Below are 18,971 nucleotides of genomic sequence, written 5' to 3'. Positions count from 1 at the left end.
AGAGTAACAGCCACCGTGCTCGAAGGAAAAACGACAGGGGCCGCCCGAACGACTGTGGAGGCCAACAGCAACAATGCCATTGCAGACGCGGCGATACGCGCGCCACGGCACGCGCTTGCCAACAAGAACAAACAAAGCAGCCGGGCATTGGTATGGATCAGCACCGTTGTCTCCTGCCAGAGCACACAACTCCAAACCGCCGAGTGGGTTTGATACCCGTCGATACCCGGGTTAGCTCTTGCGGGATCATACCGTTGAAGTTCAGAAAAGGGTAGACGGGCGCCTCAAGCCGAGGGTCATGCCCCGTCGCAATGGCTGGTACCGAAAGCCCCTAGCACGAGCCCGGCGACACCTATGCTTCGTACCAGCCCCGTGTCCGGTTCACTACGCGGACGACCAGCAGCATGACCGGAACTTCAATCAACACGCCTACGACGGTGGCCAAAGCTGCACCCGATTGCAAGCCGAACAGGCTGATGGCTGCGGCCACCGCCAGCTCGAAGAAATTGGACGCACCGATCAGGGCCGATGGGCAGGCGATGCTGTGCTTTTCGCCCACCGCGCGGTTCAGCCAGTAGGCCAAGGCCGAGTTGAAGAACACCTGAATCAGGATCGGCACGGCCAGCAGCGCAATTACCAGCGGCTGCTGCAAGATGGCGTTGCCCTGGAAGGCGAACAGCAACACCAGGGTTGCCAGCAGCGCCACCATCGACCAGGGGCTGATGGCCGCCAGCACACGATCAAATCGCGCTTGCCCTTTGACCAGCAACCTACGGCGCAGCCACTGCGCAAGGGCCACAGGCACCACGATGTAGAGCAGCACCGATACCAGCAGTGTTGCCCAAGGTACTGTGATGGCCGACAGACCCAACAGCAAACCCACCAGAGGAGCGAACGCGACGACCATGATCGCGTCGTTAAGGGCAACCTGTGACAGCGTGAACAGCGGATCACCCCCGGTAAGACGGCTCCAGACAAATACCATGGCCGTGCACGGGGCTGCAGCCAGCAGGATCAACCCGGCGATGTAACTGTCAATCTGCTCAGCCGGAAGCCACGGCGCAAACGCATGGCGAATGAATACCCAGCCAAGCAAGGCCATGGAGAATGGTTTGACCAACCAGTTCACGAACAAGGTAACGCCGATGCCCTTCATGTGGTGGCGCACCTCGCCCAGCGCGCCAAAATCCACTTTGACCAGCATGGGGATGATCATTACCCAGATCAGCAGGCCCACCGGCAAATTGACCTGGGCCACCTCCATGGCACCGACGGCCCGGAACAGGCCAGGCAACAGGTGACCCAAGGCAATGCCGGCAACGATGCACAGGAACACCCAGAGCGAGAGGTAGCGTTCGAAGACGCTCATCGAAGAACTGCCAGCCTGCAGTGAGGCAGCGTCACAGGTTTGGTTCATGGCGTTCAGTGTGTGGAGAGTTCGCGTGCCGTGTTCTGCAAGGCCGCCTGGTGGAACTTGTCAGCAGGCAGGTTCACCAACAGCTCCAAGCGTTGTCGCATCTGGAGCATGGTTTGCCTGAAGGACTCCCGCTTCACCTCGGGCGGCGCATCGCCTTCGGAAGGATCAGCGTACCCCCAATGCGCCGTAGCCGGATGGCCAGGCCATATGGGGCACATCTCGCCCTTGGCGTTGTCGCACACGGTAATCACCAAGTCCATCTGAGGCGCATCAGGTCCGGTGAATTCGTCCCAGCTCTTGCTACGCAGGCCTTCCACGGCAATACCTGCGCGCTGCAGTACTTCCAAGCCCAGGGGGTTGGGTTGCTGGTTCTCGCGAGGGCTGCTGCCCGCTGAATAGGCCTTGAAGCGACCTTGGCCCATGTCATTGAGCAAGGCCTCGGCCAGGATACTGCGTGCCGAATTGTGGGTGCACAGGAACAGCACATTTAGGGGAGAGACGGCATTTGTCATGGTGGTTCAGCAGCAAGCCTTTGCGGTGTGGGCCGTGGCGCGAGGCTCGCAGCAACTGGATGCAGCAGCAGGGGTGGCGATTGCAGTTGGGCAGCAGGCAACCGCAGCAGGTGCACAAGCTACCGACTCGTTGAACACCGGGATGCTACCCAGCGAATGAAAATGCTCCCAGGCCACCCCTTGCGGATCGGTGATCCAGTGCTTTTCACTGCGGGCATAACAGCAGGTGGTTTCGCCTTCATCGAGCATTGCCATGTCGGCCGCTTCTGCCCGGGCCTTGAGTGCACCCAGTTCGGCTGCATCATCGACCTGGAAGCCCAGGTGATCGAGTCCTGCCCTGGCATGGCCACGGGTGGAGATGGCGAAATTGACGCGCGGGTCTTCCAGCATCCACTTGGCGTAGTCGCTTTCCACGCGGGTGGGCCCGGCACCAAAGAGCCGGGAATAGAAAGCGATGTTCTGGGGCAGGTCATCGACGTGCATGTGAACGTGAAAGCGCTTCATTGGCATGTGAACGTGAAAGCGCTTCATTGTGTTGTCCTTCAGCAATTGCAGGATGTGACAGAAGCAGGGCCGCAGGCAGCGCCCTGGCAGCAGTTTTCTGTGAGGTAGCCAAGCAGGGAATTCATGGTCTCGAACGAAGCGCGATACACCAGATTGCGCCCCTGACGCTCCTGGGTAATAAGCTCGGCATTGGTCAACTCCTTGAGATGGAACGACAAGGTGTTGGCGGCAATGCCCAACTGCTCCGCCAGTACGCTGGGTGTCAAGCCTTCAGGACCCGCGACGACCAACGCACGGAAGGCGCGCAAGCGAGCCTCCTGGGCCAGGGCTGCAAGGGAGCGGATGACTTGAGGTTCTTTCATATTTCAACAATTCAACTTTTATTGAATTATTGAGCAAAGCATGCGACATTGCAAGTCCTTTCAAGATTACCTGTGGTTGATGTGCGAGCACCCAGCCGCATTTGGACTGCTCCTGAGCAGCGGCAGTCCAAAAGCACATATTTGACATCTGTGATAGACTGAGCCGCAGATCTGGGCATGCTTGCCCCCTGATTCGATCTAATTCAGTGCTGGGTTTCTCACGCCCTCCTCGCGCACTGTCCTAGGCAAGCTACAAGCCATAATAAATTCCTAGGTTCGGCTTTTCCGTATTTCTGTTTTTATTTCTGGCGCACAGAACTCCACTGAAATGTATGTGGAGTGCGCATCCATGTTTAAATTTATCAAAAACACCCAAAAAATATCTCGCTATTTCATCTCGCCAGGAGTTTGCAAGCAGGCTGATGGCAAATTCAAGTCTGCCGTATCACTGAAATCCGGCCAAGGCTCACTCGCTCAAGACACCGTGTACACCTTCTCCAGGCTATTTGAGACAGCTCAGGAGGCGGTCGACCATGCCAGGCATGAAGGCATTCATCTTGCCCTCATGAAATAAGGCCCCAGGCCATCATTAAGGATATCCATTGAGCAAAGAAGACCTAATTGAAATGCAGGGGAAGATCGAAGAAATTCTTCCTGATGCACGGTATCGAGTGAATCTTGATAACGGCCATTCGCTGGTTGCGTACACGGGCGGCAAGATGAGAAAACACCGGATCAAGATCATTGCCGGAGACAACGTAACCGTTGAAATGTCCCCCTATGATTTAACCAAAGGGCGGATCACCTTCCGGCACCTGGCGCCTCGATCGAGCCCTGCCACGGGGTCGAAGAATTTCCGCAAACGGTGAACATGCAAGCGCCCTCCCCTGGAGGGCGCTTTTTTTTGCATATTACCAAGTGCCTCGGACACACGATTCGCTGCAATGAATCGGAGATCTACATGTTCAAATCGGCACCGAACGACTCGGGCCGCCGTGCAAGCAGATGAGACAGCCGTTGAATGCCCGCCTGCAAGCGTCTCCGGTCCTTGATGCAACCCAAGGAGATCCGAATTGCGTTCACGGATCCACTCCCCGTTGCGAACGCCTCTGCCGGTGTGACTGCGATACCCTCGCTGCCAGCCGCGCGCGCAAGCTGGGCAGAACTCCAATAGCCCGGCAACTCCAGCCATACATGCAGGCCATCTCCAGCGCCATCGTATCGACCGGCCAGAATATCCCGCGCCATCCGATGGCGTAGACGCGCTTCTTTGCGCACCCCATCCATCAATCTGTCAGCCGAACCATCAAGAATCCACTGAGTGGCCAGTGCGGCCATCAGAGGAGCGTCCATCAGCGCAAATGACCTCAGCGCGACCAGGAAGCGTTCGCGCTCTTGCAGGTCAGGTATCAACACGAAGGCCACACGCAAGCCGGGTGTCAGGCATTTCGACAAGGTCGAGATGTAGTACACCTGCTCCGGGGCAAACGTGGCAATGGGTGGCGGCGGGGAATTGGCGAGGAGCCAGTAGGGATCGTCCTCGACGATGCGCACCTGGCACCGCTTGGCGATGCCGGCGATTTGCCTGCGCCGGTGTTCTGGAATAGTAACGGCGGTCGGGTTTTGCAACGTCGGATTGAGGTAGACCAGCCCAGGCTTGTGCAGACGGCACGCTTGCTCCAGCATTTCGGGCACCATCCCACACTCATCCGCCTCCACTGCAATGATGCGCCGGTCGAATTGAGCCACTGCGGCCCGCAAGCCAGGATAGCTCGCAGCTTCTGCCAGGATCGCGTCGCCAGGTTCCGTCAGCGCAAGGATCAATGCAGCGATCGCCGCTTGCGCACCTGGACAGACGACAAGCTGCCCAGAATCCAGATGTCCAAACATTGGTTCAAGCCATTTGGCTCCAGCCTTGCGGTCGGAGTCGCTTCCCCCGCCCAAGTGGTAAGTCATCAGCAAGTTGGTATCTGCCCGCATCAATACTTGCGACAACCCTTGCTTCAACATGTCGTCAAAATCCACGTCATCTGGCGGCGGCGGGGTATTCATGCTCAAGTCAATGATCGAGGTCAATTCGACTTTCGGCGCCGCAACATAGGTTCCTCGAGCGCCGCGGCCCTCCAGCAGGTTACGGCGCCTGGCCTCGTCGTATGCGCGTGTAACCGTCGTCAAATCCACTTCCAGAAGTGCTGCCAACTGGCGCTGCGGAAGCAGCCGGTCACCCGGCTTTAGCACCCCTTCTACCAGTGCCGCCTGCAACGCATCCGCAATCTGCAAAAAACGTGGCCCGCCGTGCGCGGCCAATCGCGGCAACCAGCCTGGCAAATTTTCATCTCGCATGGTTTTCGACTGGGACAATTTGTCTCCATGTATGGAAATTGCTTGTAAGTAATATGCATCAGAACGTGCAGCAGCCCCATCCTTGCATGGTGGTCGTTGGCGTTTCACCGCGTTCCTCTGGGAAGCAGTGCTCTTCACGATAGATAGTGTCAGATCACAGGCCGGAAATATTCAAAATGATCGATTGGATCCCCATAGTCTTCGTTACCTTCAAGGTTCTCATGTTCGGCACATGCATGTTCTTTGCCATCAAGTGGCACTACGACCAAGGAACAAAGGGAAAGGACAAGCGCGCCGTGCTACGTGCAGGCAGCATGGTGGTGGCAGTCTTCGCACTAGCACTCCTCGGCCTGGGGCTCGTCACGCTCACCCTGATGAGGATGCTTGGCTTGGACTTGAGCTTCCCATGATGGCTCAGAATGGCTGCCCGATATTCAGTGATGGGCCCCCATTCCCCGATACGGCTGTTGAACTGCATCAGCAGACAAGGCAGAGATTGCCATTGGCAATCAACATCGGGCATTGCGGTGGGGCTGCCTACCGGCAAGCCGCCAGCTTTGCAAGGCTGACGGCTCATTAGAACTGGCACAGGTCCCGCAGCGACATTGGCCGAATCGCATCCAGAGTCGAGCTCAAATCTGCAAACAGCTCCTTGGCTGTTCGCAGCGAGCCAATCCATTCCAGCTTAGCGGGTCTTACGGGCTCGGCGGACATCAGCTCCCGGGAATCCCACTAGGACAATGGACAACAGCATCAATGCCCACTGATTCAATGATGGAACGGGTGCAAGCACGCCTGGATTACCCCCAGTATCCTGCTGTACCAGTGTGTTGGTCACATTGATGGTGAGTGCCGTCGAAGGACCGATGGCCGTGGTCGGGTTGGGGCTGATGCTTGGCGCACCGGACCATGTATATCCGTCCGGCGCGGCTGACGGTGTGTTTTCGGTGATGCTGCAGGTATCACCATCGATGAACCGCAGCGCGGTACCTGTGCCAGTTGTGGCGCCAGCCGCCACGGTGACGGACCAGTTCTGCGGCGCCTGCGCACCGCAGGTGATCACGCCGGTGAAGGTCATTGCTGCTGGCAAGCCAGCCGCTGGGCCACCGTTCACTTTCTTCACCACGGTCAGCGTACTGCTGGTGGCTTGCAGTGTGTTGGTCACATTGATGGTCAGTGCCGCTGAAGGACCGATGGCCGTGGTCGGGTTGGGGCTGATTCTTGGCGCACCAGACCATGTATACCCGGTCGGCGCGGTGGGCGGTGTATTTTCGGTGATGCTGCAGGTATCACCATCGATGAACCGCAGTGCAGTGGCGGTGCCGGTGGTGGCTCCAGCGGCTACGGTGACGGACCAGCTCTGTGGCGCCTGCGCACCGCAGGTGATCACGCCGGTGAAGGTCATCGCTGCCGGCAAGCCAGTCGCTGGGCCACCACTGACTGTCTTCACCACAGTCAGCGTGCTCGTAGTGGCTTGCAGTGTATTGGTCACATTGATGGTAAGCGCCGCTGAAGGACCGATGGCCGTGGTCGGGTTGGGACTGATGCTTGGCGCACCGGACCATATATACCCAGTCGGCGCAGTAGGCGGCGTATTTTCAGTGATGCTGCAGGTATCACCATCGATGAATCGCAGTGCAGTGGCGGTGCCGGTGGTGGCTCCAGCGGCCACGGTGACGGACCAGTTCTGCGGCGCCTGCGCACCGCAGGTGATCACGCCAGTGAAGGTCATCGCTGCCGGCAAGCCAGCCGCTGGCCCGCCATTGACGGTCTTGACCACGGTCAACGTACTGCTCGGCACAATCTGCAGGTTCACCGTGCTGCTGTTGGAAGATTGGATCGGGTCAACCACGCCAGGCGCCACCACAGCATAGGCCGTGTTCGGATAAGTGCCGGGTGTTGAGCCAGCCGTACCTGTGATCAGAAAGCGCACTGCGCCTTGGCTGCCGATCGAAGCAATGGAGCTGCTCACGGTACGGGTGCCGCTGTCGAAATTCACAGGACCACAGGTGGCTGGCGCCGTCAGCGTGGAACAGCTGGCACTGCCGTAATTGAAACCGGCTGGCAACTGATCGCTGAACGCGACGTTGCTGGTATCGGCCGGGCCCGCGCTGGCCACATCGATCATGTATGTCACCGTACCACCACTCACTGTGGTAACCGGCGCAACCGATTTGTTGACCGAGACATCTGCACAGCTCAGCAACAGTGCAACCGATCTGTTGTTATTGCCTCCCTCCGGATCCGTGACTCCGGCTGGCGGGGTTATCGAGGCGAAATTCTGGATATCTCCTGCACCGCTACTGCAGGGCGCAGCTATATCCGTTGCAACCAATGTATAGATGATCGTCAGCGATCCCCCGGAAGGCAACTGCGGCACTGTCGTGGAGTACAGGTAATTGTCATAGGCGCCCACTCCCGAATAGTTATGGAACGCAGAATTCGCGGGGCACTGCGCACCACCGCCCGGAGTGCAGCTCACAAAGGAGGCCACCAGGTTGGTCGCATTTCCCTGGCCGTAACCACGCAGAAAATCGCTGATCGACGTGCCGTTCGCTGCGCTCGGACCTGCGTTGTTGAATGTGATGGTGTAGGTAACGGGTGCGCCGGACACATAGTTTTCCGGACTCTGCGTTTTGGTGACCGACAGATCCGCTTGCGGACAGGCAGCAGCAGCTGGCTTAAGCAGTGCCACCGAACTCGCATCATTGTTAGAGTTGGAATCGGTGATACCTGCTGGAGCGGTGATGAACGCAAAATTCTGGATATCGCCGTTGCCCGTGCCGCAAGGCGCAGCAACGTCGGTCGGCGTCATCGTGTAGACGATTGTGAGCGAACCACCTGCAGGAAACTGGGGGATGGTGGTCGAGTACAGGTAATTATCGTAAGCGCCTACGCCCGAATAATTTTGAAAAGCCGAATTCGCGGGGCATTGCGCGCCGCCGGCTGCCGTGCAGCTGACAAAGCTCGCCACCAGGTTGGTGTAGTTGCCAGATCCATAGGTCCGCATGAAGTCCCTGATCATCGCACCGTTTGCTGCGTTGGGGCCGGCATTGCTGACCGTGACGGTATAGGTGACCGGCACACCCGAAGTGTAAGTCGCCGGGCTCTGCGTCTTTATGACCGATAGATCGACCTGCGGACAAGCAGGAGCTGCCGGTTTGAGCAGTGCGACCGACGATGCATTGTTATTGGAGTTTGAATCCGTGACCCCAGACGGGGGCGAGACAAACGCGAAGTTCTGGATATCGCCATTTCCCGTTCCGCAAGGTGCCACTGTGTCCATTGGCAGCAAGGTGTAGACGATCGTCAGTGAGCCATTGGCAGGCAGCCTTGGTACCGTGGTCGAGTACAAATAGTTATCGTACGCGCCGACTCCCAAATAATTGGAAAAGGCCGAATTCGCCGGACACTGGGCCCCACCACCAGCCGTGCAACTGACGAAGGTGGCAACCAGGTTGGTGTAGTTGCCCGCTGCATAGCTGCGCAGGAAATCGCTGATGCGCGCGCCGTCGGCCGCCGCCGGGCCGCTATTGGCAATCGTGACCGTATAGGTAACCGGTACACCCGAGGTGTAGGCCGCCGGACTCTGTGTCTTTATGACCGAGAGATCGACCACATAGGACATCGATGTGCTGACGGCACTGGTATTGGAATCAGGCTTGGGGTCGCTCACGCCGGCGGGGACGGTGATGGTCGCCGTGTTGGTCAATGAAGTAGGACCGGCAGCAGAAAAATTACCGGTAACCTCAATCGTTACCTTGGCCTGATTGGGGAAAACGAGCAAGGTGCCAGATACCGAGGTGTTGCTGACCGAAAGGTTGGTCGGGCACTGCGCCCCTGCGCTGGCGCTGACACAGGACATTGCGACATTGCTGACACCGGGTGGAAGCGTGTCAAGGAAAGTAGCACCATTGCCAGCATCGGGACCATTGTTGTCCATCACCAGCGTATAGGTGAATGTGTCGCCGCCACTGGCCGAAGAAGGCCCGCTCTTGGTCAGCTGCAAATCAGCTGATTGCGCAAAACTGGTTGTAGGTGCAAGCCACAAGAGGGCGAAGCATATGGCAAAGGCAGCGGAAGCCGTGCTCTTGGCCTTCATCAAGACACACAAAAGGTGAGTAATTTTCATAGCGTTTTTCCAGATGTGATCTATCTGAATTTCTTGGCGCGGAGCGCTACTCATCGCTGCGGCGCATTGAAGCCGCAATCCGTTTTAAAGGAGGACTTGCAAATCGATAGTCAAACTCAAGGGCGATTAACGCGTGATCAGTGCGACCGCTGCAACCTGCAGGGCCCTGCGTATAGGTCAATCACAGGAGTGAAGACGTCAACCAAACAGCAACGTTTGAATCGTCTGCAAGAAGGGAAGGGGGAGCCAGTAGCAATAAAGGTGAGGTTGGGCACCATTGCTGCAATGCAGTTTTGCCCGCACAGATTTGCTGTTTGGTACCTATGCAGCCCCCACACCAGCCCGCACCACCAGAGCAGTCATAAGTGCAGCCAATACTGAGAAAGACTTGTGAAGTTGCATGACATCTTTCTATTTATTAAATTGCTTCATGCAAATTATTCGATTTTATCAATCGATTGCCAACAAATTTCCGAGCGTTGACACATGAAAGTGACAGTTGTTTACATGATTGCTGCACGGCAACTACAGCCCACAACTGGACTGCCCCTGGTCAGGTAGACGAACTCCGCCTATCTTTGGATTGCCCCTGACCAGGGACAGTCCAGCCCACAAACATAGATCACTGTTTCAAGAAATACGTCAGTCATAGCAAAAACAAAACTTAAAGAGTTAACGGCATGTTAATTTGACGCGCATGAACCATATGCCGATGTATTGGAGAGTTCGATCGAACTTGAAGCTTAAGGCTGTCATTGCAACAGCATATGGAGCTTTTGCCCTGCCCTGGACCAGTTGGGCAGCCTGTGCTCCGCCCTCACCCATGGGCGTCGCAAATGGCTCTGTGTTATGCAGTGGAGCTACTGCGGGGCAGTATCTGATCAACGCCGCCAATGTACAGTTCACCAACGACAGTACCGGCGACATGACGTTGAGCGGAACCAGCATCGGTTTGATCTATGCTCGCGAAAATACGGCCAATGGTGTCTCGGTCATCAACCAGGGCAAGATGACATGGAGCGGCGCACTCTACCAAACTCCCTCTGGCGGAGGGAGAGCACTGGCCAACATTGGGTATCTGAACGCCAACAATTTCAGCAGCGCAAGCTTCACGAACGCCAGTGGCGCCAGCCTGACGATGACTACGGCAAGCCCAGCTCTTGCCAATAGCGGCCTCGATACCGTGGCGGTTGCAGCAAGTGCGGCCAACAGCCTGGCAACAGTCACCAATGACGGCTCCATCTCACTCACCAATACGGCCACCGGCACAAGCGTGTCGAACAATGCCATTGAAGTGCTGGCACAGAATTTCTCCGTCACCAACTCCGGCCCGGTGAGCGTCGTCTCCTCCGCCAGCGCATTCACCAGCGGTTTGCAGCCTCGCATGTGGAACCCTGCCACAGGAGGCAGCGGCACTACCACGAATTCGGGCCAAATCAATATCACCAATACCAATACAACGCGCACAACAGGCAGCGTCGGTATCTACCAGCAGGCATCCATCAATTCGCTGGCCGAGAATAGCGGCAGCATCACCATCACCAGTTCGAGCCCCCTGGTAACCTTTCCCATCGGAGGCATCGGTAACACTGGTTATGCCAACAGTTCAGGTTTTGTGCGAATCAACAATACCGGCAGCGTCGTAATCGACAGCCCGAGCAATTACGTCTATGCCGCCCAATCCGGCACGTCTAGCAACGCCAACCCGATGACCATAGACAATAGTGGACTGCTCGAAATCAAATCCAGCACAGCCATCCCTGACGCCTCCTTTCGAGCCGCAGTGATGGTATTGCCCCGTACCGCTGGTCTGACGGCATTGCAGACCATCAACAATACCGCCAGCGGCATCATTCGTGCTGACGCACAAAGCTATGCGGTAGTGGTGTATGAAGACACTCCGGTCCATCTGAATAACGGAGGGGTCATTACCGGCAAAGTGTTCATGGGCACTGGTGCCGATGAGCTTATTCATACCGGTGGCACCATCACCGGCGATATCAATCTGGGCAATGGCAACGACACCATGCGAGCCAGTGGAGGCGCGCTCATAGGGATCACCGCCATGGACGAAGGCGATGATGCGCTCACGCTTGCCGCAGGCGTGGATATATCTCAGGTTCCGCAGTTCGATGGCGGTACAGGCACCGACACCTTGACTTTGGATGGATTGGCAATGCGGGGCTTTACCGGCAGCAGCAACAATCTTGCCAATGGGAGCAATCTGACGCTTTGGGAAACCATTCATCTTGCCAACGCGGCGACATTGCAACTCTCCGGCGATCTGTTTGAGAACAGTGCGGCAGCACAAATCAACATTGATAGCGCGGCCACTCTGCGCGCCAGTGATGTGCCCGGTACGTTTCATGTTTACGGCAGCGTTGCCAATAACGGCACCATCACCTTGGCCGACACGAGCCCTGCAGCAGATGACCGCATCACATTCACAGGCAGCTTCAACGGCATAGGCAGCAATGTAGTGGCACTGGATACTGTGCTGGGTGACAGCAGTTCTGCATCTGACTTGCTGGAAGTGAATGGCAATACGGGCGGTGTCAGCACCTTACGTATTGCGAACGCAAATGGGCTGGGTGCAGCCACCACGGGTAACGGTATCCTGGTGGTCAAAGTGGACGGAGCATCCAACGGCGTCTTCACACTAGAAGGCGGATCGATCACAGCCGGACACTTCAGCTATACGTTGCACCAGGTAGGCAACAACTGGTATCTGCAATCCCGCTTGCTGACTCCCGCCGTCAGCGTGGCATGCAACCCAGTGGAGCTATTTGACTCTGCCAATCAAGTAAGCACCTGCACTTTAACGCTGACCCATCCAGCTCCGCCGCAAGGCCTCAGCGTGAATCTGAATCTGCCAGCATCCAACCCGCGCTATAGCACAACGTGTACACAGCCGATTCTGGCGCCCGCAGACTCCCTATCTGTAACCTGCACGATCATGGCAACCCCGAACACAGTTGCCAACGATGGAGACGTGATTGCAGAGCTTTCGGTTGCACCCGCCACGGCGGGATCCTATGACATTACCGGCTCGCCCGCGCAGGTACTTGTCAAAGACGACGACAAGCCATCTCCGACAACGCCCGCACCGGTTCCGACCATGGGAGGGCACGGCCTGCTATTACTATCCCTGGGGGTGGGCGGTGTCGGCTTCTTCTTTGCCCGCCGCCAAAGGCACCATCCCAAAGTGCACTAGCCCACAGGGGTGAGCACACGCTCAGTGGCTGCTCCGTGAGCTTACAGCCATCGCCAACGCCTCTGCTGCTCCCATGATCTCAAGTAACTACACAGAGGCTGAAATCTGAGGGTCAGCGGCGAGATCCACTGACGCCTCACCCTGAGCTTCCCCTGTAGCCCTTCCAGATCAATCAGATCGAGAACGGCGCAGACGCAGTAGAGCCATTCCCCCAATTACCAGCGACATCAGCGCCAGCATCCAGCGTGCATCCATGGGGACAGGGGCTGCACCATCCACGGGTGTCGGATCGGCTTCTAGCACGGTGACGGCACTGATGGCCTTGTTGTTACCGACCTCAGGGTCGCTGGTTTCGGAATATGCGGTGGTCACCAACATCACCGGACCTGACTGCTCTGCCTTGAATGTGGTGGTGCAGGTGAGCACGGATCCCACCTGAAACTGAGGCACCGGGGCTGATGGCGTACATACCGTGGCCGCCCCCACAGGAGCGCCTGTTACGGAACAGGTGGCATTGACGCCATAGTCCGGGCCCTGGTTGGTACAGCTGGTGACCACCGTGACATCGGAGCCCTTCCGCACTTCCTGCGAAGCAGCCCCGGTCGCCACCATGTCTGCAAACACGCCTGGCGAAGAAACCGTGCAGGCATCGCAATCACCTACGGAGCTGGTAACGGTATTGATGAATGTAGGCGTCAGTACCGGAGGGGTGATGGTCAACGTGAACTGCTTGGTCACGGTACCACCCGGTGCCACGGTAATGCTGGTTTGCTCGCAGGTCGAGCCTTCGGTGGTGCATCCGGGCGAGGTGCTCCAACCCTCACCCACCCCGGTGTAGGTCGCTCCATTGGGCACGGTCTCTGTCAGGTCGGTGGTAGCGGCTGTGCCTCCAGAATTGGTGACTGTGATGTCATATACCAGCACATCGCCATTGCGCAGCCTTTGCCCCTGATACGGTGCCCCGTTTACCAGAGACAGTTTTTTGGCGGTGGCCGGATAGGCTGGCGTATGAACGCTCAGAGTGGCCTGGGCTTGGGCGGTATTGACAGCACCCTCTGCAGAAGTGACACCCCCGGCGGGAATGGTGTTTACATGCGTGCCCACCGTAGAAGAAGTCACCATCCATCGCAGTTGGCAGGATGTACCAGCTGCGAGAGTGCCACCAGATAGCGTCAACTGGCTGTTGCCCGGCGCCGTAAGGCTGCCAAAACAGGTATTGCCGATCAGGTTTCCTGTTGCAAAGACATCAGCAGGCAAGGCATCCGTGACACTCAGAGAATGCAGGTCGATGCTGGAGTTGGCGTTGCTCACCGTGATTGTGAGCAGACTGGAGCCGCCCGAGCCAATACTCGCAGGCGAGAAACTTTTGCTCACCGCCACCGCAGGCGCTACCACCTCCGTTTTGGCACTGGTGCAGCTGAAGCGAGAGGCATCGCAACTGGCACCCGGGGTACCGCTAGATGACCCGCCACTTGGATCCGTAGACGCATAGTTGGTGACCACCCCCGTGCTGGTTGCAACAGCTCGGAGCGTGAACGCACCGATACCTCCTGCAGCAATACTCGATTGCAACCTGCAGGTGAGCAATGCACCCGCAGCGCTCGGCAGAGCGCCACAGTTGGCGCCATTCACTGAAAGTGCTTGCATATTGGCCGGCAACTGTTCGGCAATCACTGCGCTGGGCACGGCCACACCCAGCCCGTTGTTGACAGTGAACTGGTAGTCGAAGGCCTGTCCCATCGCCACCTTGGCTGGGCCCGTCTTGCTTACGCTCACCTTCCCGCTGCTCTGGCTGATAACGGTACTGGAGTTGTTGTCTGGATTCAGGTCGTTGGTCGCAACGGTCGCAGTGTTCTTGATGCTCAATGCATTGGCTGCAGCCCTTACCGCAAATTGGTAAGTGAGATAGCTGCCCTGCGAGGGCGCGCTCGACGGATCACCCGCAGTGGTGTTCACTGGCAGCAGGCCCGTCGTCATCACCCAGGCATTTCCGTTGTTCGAACTGCTACCGCATTGCGCGGAACCGGAGGCCGTGCAGGTTGGGCCGCTCAACAGCGTAACGTTGCCTGGCAAAAGATCGGCAATGGGAATGCCGCTCACCTCCGTCGGGCCATAGTTCCAGACCGTGATGGCGTAGTTCAGCGTGCCACCTTGCGTGAACTGAGCGGGGCCGGTCTTGGACACGCCAATGTCGGCCAGGGTATTGGCGCAGCTGGCATAGGATTCGGGTTTCGATGGATCCAGCAGATTGGCTGCCGGGATGATCTCTTCGATGCCACCCGGTTTCACCCATTTCATGCGCAGGAAATTCAAGCCACCCCTGTTGTTCCAGTAGACACGCATGGCATAGCAGCTGTTGTCCTGCGACGCAACAAAATTGCCTGGGATGTCGGGAAAGGAAGTCTCGCTGGTATAGGAGCTCAGCCCACCGACAGGCACGTTGTAGTCGAAGTTGCGGTAATTCGATGCCGAAGCTGCTGAAAAATTGGTGGAAAAATCCACCTGAAGATCATCATCGTGCGCGGCCTTGAAGGTATAGGTCCCAGCGCTGGGAAAGCGCACCAGGGTATAGGCTACCCGCCCCTGAATCTGGCTCGCGCATGGCGCATTGCCTACACGGGTATTGCATAACTGCTGTTCGTTGCTTGACCAGTCCAGGTCATCCAGCTTGCCCGAAGAGGCAACATTCTGAGGGCCGCCGCTTGCGAGATTGATCAGATTCGACAGCGCCCTGGAGCCATCGTTGTTGCCATAGTTCGGAGCTACGGGCGTGGCACCGGCAGGCAGACTATTGCGCCCCCGGTAGTTATCGAACAGTACAGTGGCGCCAGCAAGATGTGGAACAGTTGCCGCCAACAATACGGCACAGGTGGTAGCAATCCGTACGCGTGCGCCGGTTAATAAGGGATGTGGATGAGTCAGCGCCGCAAGGTTCGCCATGGCCTAGATTCCTTCTGTGTTGAAAACAGATACTCCGTCTTCAGGCAGCTGAAGCTGCTGTTATCGTTTGGTCCTGCATCCGCAATGAACCTTCTCTCCCGCCCATTGGGGCAAACCGCTCGAGCCGCACGAATGCGTATGCGCTGCGTTCACCACATTGACTGCTACGCTTGGGGTTTGAAGATAGACAGATTCATTGAAAACAATGGACCAGCTTTGTTTGAAACTGCCATTTCTCAAATCATTATTTTCTACAAACGAAACAATAATGATTATTATGAAATATATTGTTTCAAATTAAAATCACGCGTATGAGATTCAAATCGCAAGGAGTTCGCCGGCTCTCGGAGACCCGCCGCAGCACTCTTGTCGTCAGCGCCACCTTCGCCGTTCCTCCAGGGTGAGACTTTCCAATACTCGAGTTGTCAGGCACGCACGCCCAGCTATAACGCAGCTCCATGGCAATGCAAGCGCCTTGGGCCTCATAGAGCCCAATTTATTTCAGCAACTGGATTGGCGTTGGTGTGCTTAGGTCCTCTGGGGGTGTTGACGCATTCCAGCCGCGTTTTCAGCGTCTGGATCGAAGCCCCGTTGCGAGTACCGAAGACTTGAGGCGACTACTAATTTTTTGGTATTCATTAGTAGTCCAAGCGATTCGATCGTCAGTTCCTTCTCCAACTTTCAATGGAGGAGGGAAACCGCAGTGATTGGACAATCAAACAGACTGCCCCGCTTTGGAAAAGTTCCCTCGTGTGAAAACAAGGCGACGGAAGGATTCGTCTGGTGCGTGAAAAAAGCCGGTGCTGATGAAGCTGCCAAAGAAATAAAAGAGAGGGAGGGGGTGTTCTCTCTGGCCCGGCGCAAACTGCTACAAATTCGCACCAGAATACCGGTATAAGCAAGCGCGCTCTACCGCAGGAAGGAGTGATCGGCTGAAATTGACAATCCCTTGCAATTGAGACTGCAACCACCAGTGCGCGGCATTGGATCGCGATGGTGTTTCCCGCCTTTCGTGAGCGGGTTGCGACAACGCCTGGCTTCCCATACCAGAGCCCTGCGCACTCTTTGATAACCTCGACCTCATAATCAGGCCATGATCTGCACAGCCGAGCACCGAAACGCCTTTGAAGATACCGTCAGCCATTTGAGTGGGAGACTTTCGAAGATGAGCACGCGTGATACCAGCAGTACCGGCGGCACGAATGGAAATACGCTACCTCGACACTCCAATACATACAACCAGGGGCATTTCCTTTGAATGCCCTCTCACAAAGTCCTACTCCGCTGGATGTGCTTGCAGACGAAATACGCAAGTGCAGGATCTGTCTTGAGCATCCCGACAAGGGCCGTGTCCTGAACCATGAACCGCGCCCCGTCTTCCAGCTATCCGCTTCCGCCCGCATTTGCATTGCTGGACAGGCACCGGGCATACGTGCGCATGAAAGCGGCATCCCGTTTTCCGATCCATCTGGTGTGCGCCTCCGGCAGTGGCTGGATATCGACGAGAACACCTTCTACGACGCTCGCCGTATTGCCATACTCCCGATGGGATTCTGTTTTCCCGGTCTTGACACTCACGGAGGTGATCTGCCACCCCGGCCGGAGTGCGCACGCACCTGGCAAGATCGGCTGATGGCGCAATTGCCCGACCTGCGCTTGTTACTGCTCGTCGGCGGCCATGCACAACGCTGGCACTTGCAGCGCCTGCGCGCGCCCAAGGAGCTTGCCCGTCTGGGTGTGAGCGATACCGTTGCACATTGGCGCAGCATCTATGACAACCCGGCTTTCACACCGCGCTGCATCCCGCTTCCCCATCCATCGTGGCGCAACAGCGGCTGGCTCAACCGCAATTCCTGGTTTGAATCGGAATTGCTGCCCGAGTTGAGGCAAGCCGTGCGATCACTGCTGTGATCGCACGCGGGCCATTCTCTGCGCCAGGCCCGAACAGCATTCCTTCAGTGGTCGCGCCACTTCTGCACCATCACCTGCTGTACCTTGCCCTTGAAGAAGAAGCGCCGATCCGTGGCACCTTGCGGATCTGCACCGATGACAACCGGGCTATTGTTTTGCGTGACCCCACCGGTGACTGCGATGGAAGGGGTTCGCTCCGTATTGTTGACCCACAGGCGCACAGCACCGTTGCCGTCATAGGCACCGACGATGAAGTATGAATCGGTGCCATTGAATGCCGTCATGGGCACGGATGCGTAGTGGTAGCTGCCGTTGGCATGCACCCCAAAGCGGAGCAGGCCGGCGTTCTGCTCCAGGGCAAAGCCACCGCTGTCGCTCTTGGCGATGATGCTGGCTGTGGTGGCGGGGTTCAGATCGTCAAAATTCACCACGGCAGTGACAAGATAGCCGCCGGCAGCGTCATTGTCAGCATCCCAGGTCGTCAAGCTCTGGCCGCCAGCAAACACCATGCTCCCACCCACCCTGTCTTCATCGCTGGCCGCATCCAGCCACTCCAGTGCTGGTGTGCTGGCTCCGGCTGCCAACGGATAGCCGGTGCCACTGGTTCGCTGGTAGTTCAAGGGATAGCTGCTTTGTTGTGCGGCGTTCAAGTACACCAGCGACGTATTCTCCTGTACCAGCGAGCGGACATTGCTTGGCTTGGCAGCATCAGCCAGGTCGTAGTCGGTGGTCAGGAAATCCACGTCCTCGCGCAAGGCCGACAAATACGCCTCTCCCATGCTCGCCGGAATGGTGTAGAGCCCTACGCCGAGCCCGAGCGTCTTGGCCTGTTGGATTTTTCCGAACAGATCGCCAGTGCGGTACTCCAGTTCCACACCGTCAAAACCGAGGTTTTTGGTGGTGCGAATGTTGTTGCGGATATCGCTCTCCACCAGGGTATGCAATCGGATGTGGTTGCGAATTCCAGAAAACTCCGAGGTCGCCAGCAGCTGTTTGGCGCGCACCAGATGCTGATGCCGACCATCCATGAAGGCGCGCAGGAATGCGGGCCTTGCAGCAGTGGCATAGTTGCCGTCACGAATGGCGCGGAGCACCTGCAGCATCATTGCATCACTCTGCGCAGTCGTGGTGAATTTTTCCTTCACTTCCACGAACAGCATGCGATCGCTTTGCTGCAGAGCCGTGTTGGCCAACGAGTCCTCCAGGCTGCCGCGCGGTAACTCGCTGTCGCCATGCTCGACATAGACTTTGCCATCGGCATGGGTGGTCAGATCCAACTCCACCAGGTCAAAGCCACGCGCCAGTGCTTTGCCCACCTTGGCCTGTGTAGCCGCCAGCGTTTCCCCATAGCAGTTGTGGCAAGAAATCGCCACGGTATTGCCCAGGGGCGATTGGGGCAATGCACGCCCCACCCCAGCCCAGTAGGCTGAAGCAGTGGCGCGCAGTTCCGCGGGTTCGGATCGCAGCGCCATGTCTTCACCACCGCCACAGGCAGATAGCAGAACGGTCGCAAGGCTCATGAATGCCAGCTTGGTTGCAGACATAGGCTCTCCATTCGATATAGAAAGCTGCAACCATGCCAGGGACCGGTAACAGCCTGATGACACCCTTGTTCCAACTACGCCTTGATGACACC

At 57.3% G+C, this 18,971-nt stretch carries 14 protein-coding genes; 6 read left to right on the top strand and 8 right to left on the bottom strand.

Annotated features, from left to right (window positions below):
• Positions 1 to 15: 15 nt before the first annotated feature.
• Entirely contained in the window at positions 16 to 213 is a 198-nt protein-coding gene (locus LAD35_RS04980; protein WP_224151600.1) for a hypothetical protein, read from the top strand.
• 139 nt (positions 214 to 352) lie between these two features.
• Here LAD35_RS04980 and arsB read toward each other — a convergent pair whose 3' ends face one another.
• From arsB to LAD35_RS04960, 4 genes are read right to left on the bottom strand one after another with little or no spacing between them, the layout of a single operon-like run.
• On the bottom strand, positions 353 to 1,417 hold the full coding sequence (arsB, locus tag LAD35_RS04975) for an ACR3 family arsenite efflux transporter (RefSeq protein WP_224151599.1): 1,065 nt from the start codon (positions 1,415 to 1,417) through the stop codon (positions 353 to 355).
• 5 nt (positions 1,418 to 1,422) lie between these two features.
• A complete protein-coding gene (locus tag LAD35_RS04970) occupies positions 1,423 to 1,929 on the bottom strand; it encodes an arsenate reductase ArsC (RefSeq protein ID WP_224151598.1) in 507 nt (168 codons plus the stop codon).
• Between the two features lie 6 nt (positions 1,930 to 1,935).
• Positions 1,936 to 2,433 (bottom strand): ArsI/CadI family heavy metal resistance metalloenzyme, encoded by a 498-nt coding sequence (locus tag LAD35_RS04965; protein WP_224152591.1) that lies wholly within the window; start codon positions 2,431 to 2,433, stop codon positions 1,936 to 1,938.
• Positions 2,434 to 2,471: 38 nt separating this feature from the next.
• Positions 2,472 to 2,795, bottom strand: a complete 324-nt coding sequence (locus LAD35_RS04960; RefSeq protein WP_224151597.1) for an ArsR/SmtB family transcription factor — start codon at positions 2,793 to 2,795, stop codon at positions 2,472 to 2,474.
• A gap of 349 nt (positions 2,796 to 3,144) precedes the next feature.
• On the opposite strand from LAD35_RS04960, the gene LAD35_RS04955 reads away from it, so the two are divergent.
• Both LAD35_RS04955 and infA read left to right on the top strand, forming a co-directional pair.
• Positions 3,145 to 3,369: a hypothetical protein gene (locus LAD35_RS04955; RefSeq protein WP_224151596.1), complete on the top strand. Its 225-nt coding sequence runs from the start codon at positions 3,145 to 3,147 to the stop codon at positions 3,367 to 3,369.
• Positions 3,370 to 3,397: 28 nt separating this feature from the next.
• Positions 3,398 to 3,664 carry a translation initiation factor IF-1 gene (gene infA / locus LAD35_RS04950; RefSeq protein WP_224151595.1) on the top strand — a complete coding sequence of 89 codons (267 nt, stop codon included), beginning with the start codon at positions 3,398 to 3,400 and terminating at the stop codon, positions 3,662 to 3,664.
• An 88-nt stretch (positions 3,665 to 3,752) separates the two neighbouring features.
• Here infA and LAD35_RS04945 read toward each other — a convergent pair whose 3' ends face one another.
• Positions 3,753 to 5,138, bottom strand: coding sequence for an aminotransferase-like domain-containing protein (locus LAD35_RS04945; protein WP_224152590.1), 1,386 nt, complete (start codon positions 5,136 to 5,138; stop codon positions 3,753 to 3,755).
• A 176-nt stretch (positions 5,139 to 5,314) separates the two neighbouring features.
• Between LAD35_RS04945 and LAD35_RS04940 the strand changes: the two genes are divergently transcribed.
• On the top strand, positions 5,315 to 5,548 hold the full coding sequence (locus LAD35_RS04940; RefSeq protein ID WP_224151594.1) for a BPTI domain-containing protein: 234 nt from the start codon (positions 5,315 to 5,317) through the stop codon (positions 5,546 to 5,548).
• A 275-nt stretch (positions 5,549 to 5,823) separates the two neighbouring features.
• Here the strand turns inward: LAD35_RS04940 and LAD35_RS04935 are convergent, their stop codons facing one another.
• Positions 5,824 to 9,147 (bottom strand): DUF5979 domain-containing protein, encoded by a 3,324-nt coding sequence (locus LAD35_RS04935; RefSeq protein ID WP_263434667.1) that lies wholly within the window; start codon positions 9,145 to 9,147, stop codon positions 5,824 to 5,826.
• Positions 9,148 to 9,967: 820 nt separating this feature from the next.
• On the opposite strand from LAD35_RS04935, the gene LAD35_RS04930 reads away from it, so the two are divergent.
• Positions 9,968 to 12,484 (top strand): autotransporter outer membrane beta-barrel domain-containing protein, encoded by a 2,517-nt coding sequence (locus LAD35_RS04930; RefSeq protein WP_224151593.1) that lies wholly within the window; start codon positions 9,968 to 9,970, stop codon positions 12,482 to 12,484.
• 168 nt (positions 12,485 to 12,652) lie between these two features.
• On the opposite strand, the gene LAD35_RS04925 is transcribed toward LAD35_RS04930, so the two are convergent.
• Positions 12,653 to 15,424, bottom strand: coding sequence for a DUF7933 domain-containing protein (locus tag LAD35_RS04925; protein WP_224151592.1), 2,772 nt, complete (start codon positions 15,422 to 15,424; stop codon positions 12,653 to 12,655).
• 1,290 nt (positions 15,425 to 16,714) lie between these two features.
• On the opposite strand from LAD35_RS04925, the gene LAD35_RS04920 reads away from it, so the two are divergent.
• Positions 16,715 to 17,335 carry a uracil-DNA glycosylase family protein gene (locus LAD35_RS04920; RefSeq protein WP_224151591.1) on the top strand — a complete coding sequence of 207 codons (621 nt, stop codon included), beginning with the start codon at positions 16,715 to 16,717 and terminating at the stop codon, positions 17,333 to 17,335.
• Positions 17,336 to 17,379: 44 nt separating this feature from the next.
• Here the strand turns inward: LAD35_RS04920 and LAD35_RS04915 are convergent, their stop codons facing one another.
• Positions 17,380 to 18,879: a LamG-like jellyroll fold domain-containing protein gene (locus tag LAD35_RS04915; protein WP_224151590.1), complete on the bottom strand. Its 1,500-nt coding sequence runs from the start codon at positions 18,877 to 18,879 to the stop codon at positions 17,380 to 17,382.
• Between the last annotated feature and the right edge of the window lie 92 nt (positions 18,880 to 18,971).

Source organism: Comamonas odontotermitis, assembly GCF_020080045.1.
Taxonomy (GTDB): domain Bacteria; phylum Pseudomonadota; class Gammaproteobacteria; order Burkholderiales; family Burkholderiaceae_C; genus Comamonas; species Comamonas odontotermitis.
This window is presented reverse-complemented; position numbering and strand designations above follow the sequence as displayed.

Bases quoted from the DNA above. Each gene is read 5' to 3' on its own strand.
- LAD35_RS04915 (WP_224151590.1), bottom strand. From the start codon at position 18,879: ATGTCTGCAACCAAGCTGGCATTCATGAGCCTTGCGACCGTTCTGCTA.
- LAD35_RS04945 (WP_224152590.1), bottom strand. From the start codon at position 5,138: ATGCGAGATGAAAATTTGCCAGGCTGGTTGCCGCGATTGGCCGCGCAC.
- LAD35_RS04930 (WP_224151593.1), top strand. From the start codon at position 9,968: ATGAACCATATGCCGATGTATTGGAGAGTTCGATCGAACTTGAAGCTT.
- LAD35_RS04955 (WP_224151596.1), top strand. From the start codon at position 3,145: ATGTTTAAATTTATCAAAAACACCCAAAAAATATCTCGCTATTTCATC.
- LAD35_RS04940 (WP_224151594.1), top strand. From the start codon at position 5,315: ATGATCGATTGGATCCCCATAGTCTTCGTTACCTTCAAGGTTCTCATG.
- LAD35_RS04965 (WP_224152591.1), bottom strand. From the start codon at position 2,433: ATGAAGCGCTTTCACGTTCACATGCACGTCGATGACCTGCCCCAGAAC.
- LAD35_RS04960 (WP_224151597.1), bottom strand. From the start codon at position 2,795: ATGAAAGAACCTCAAGTCATCCGCTCCCTTGCAGCCCTGGCCCAGGAG.
- LAD35_RS04925 (WP_224151592.1), bottom strand. From the start codon at position 15,424: ATGGCGAACCTTGCGGCGCTGACTCATCCACATCCCTTATTAACCGGC.
- arsB (WP_224151599.1), bottom strand. From the start codon at position 1,417: ATGAACCAAACCTGTGACGCTGCCTCACTGCAGGCTGGCAGTTCTTCG.
- LAD35_RS04970 (WP_224151598.1), bottom strand. From the start codon at position 1,929: ATGACAAATGCCGTCTCTCCCCTAAATGTGCTGTTCCTGTGCACCCAC.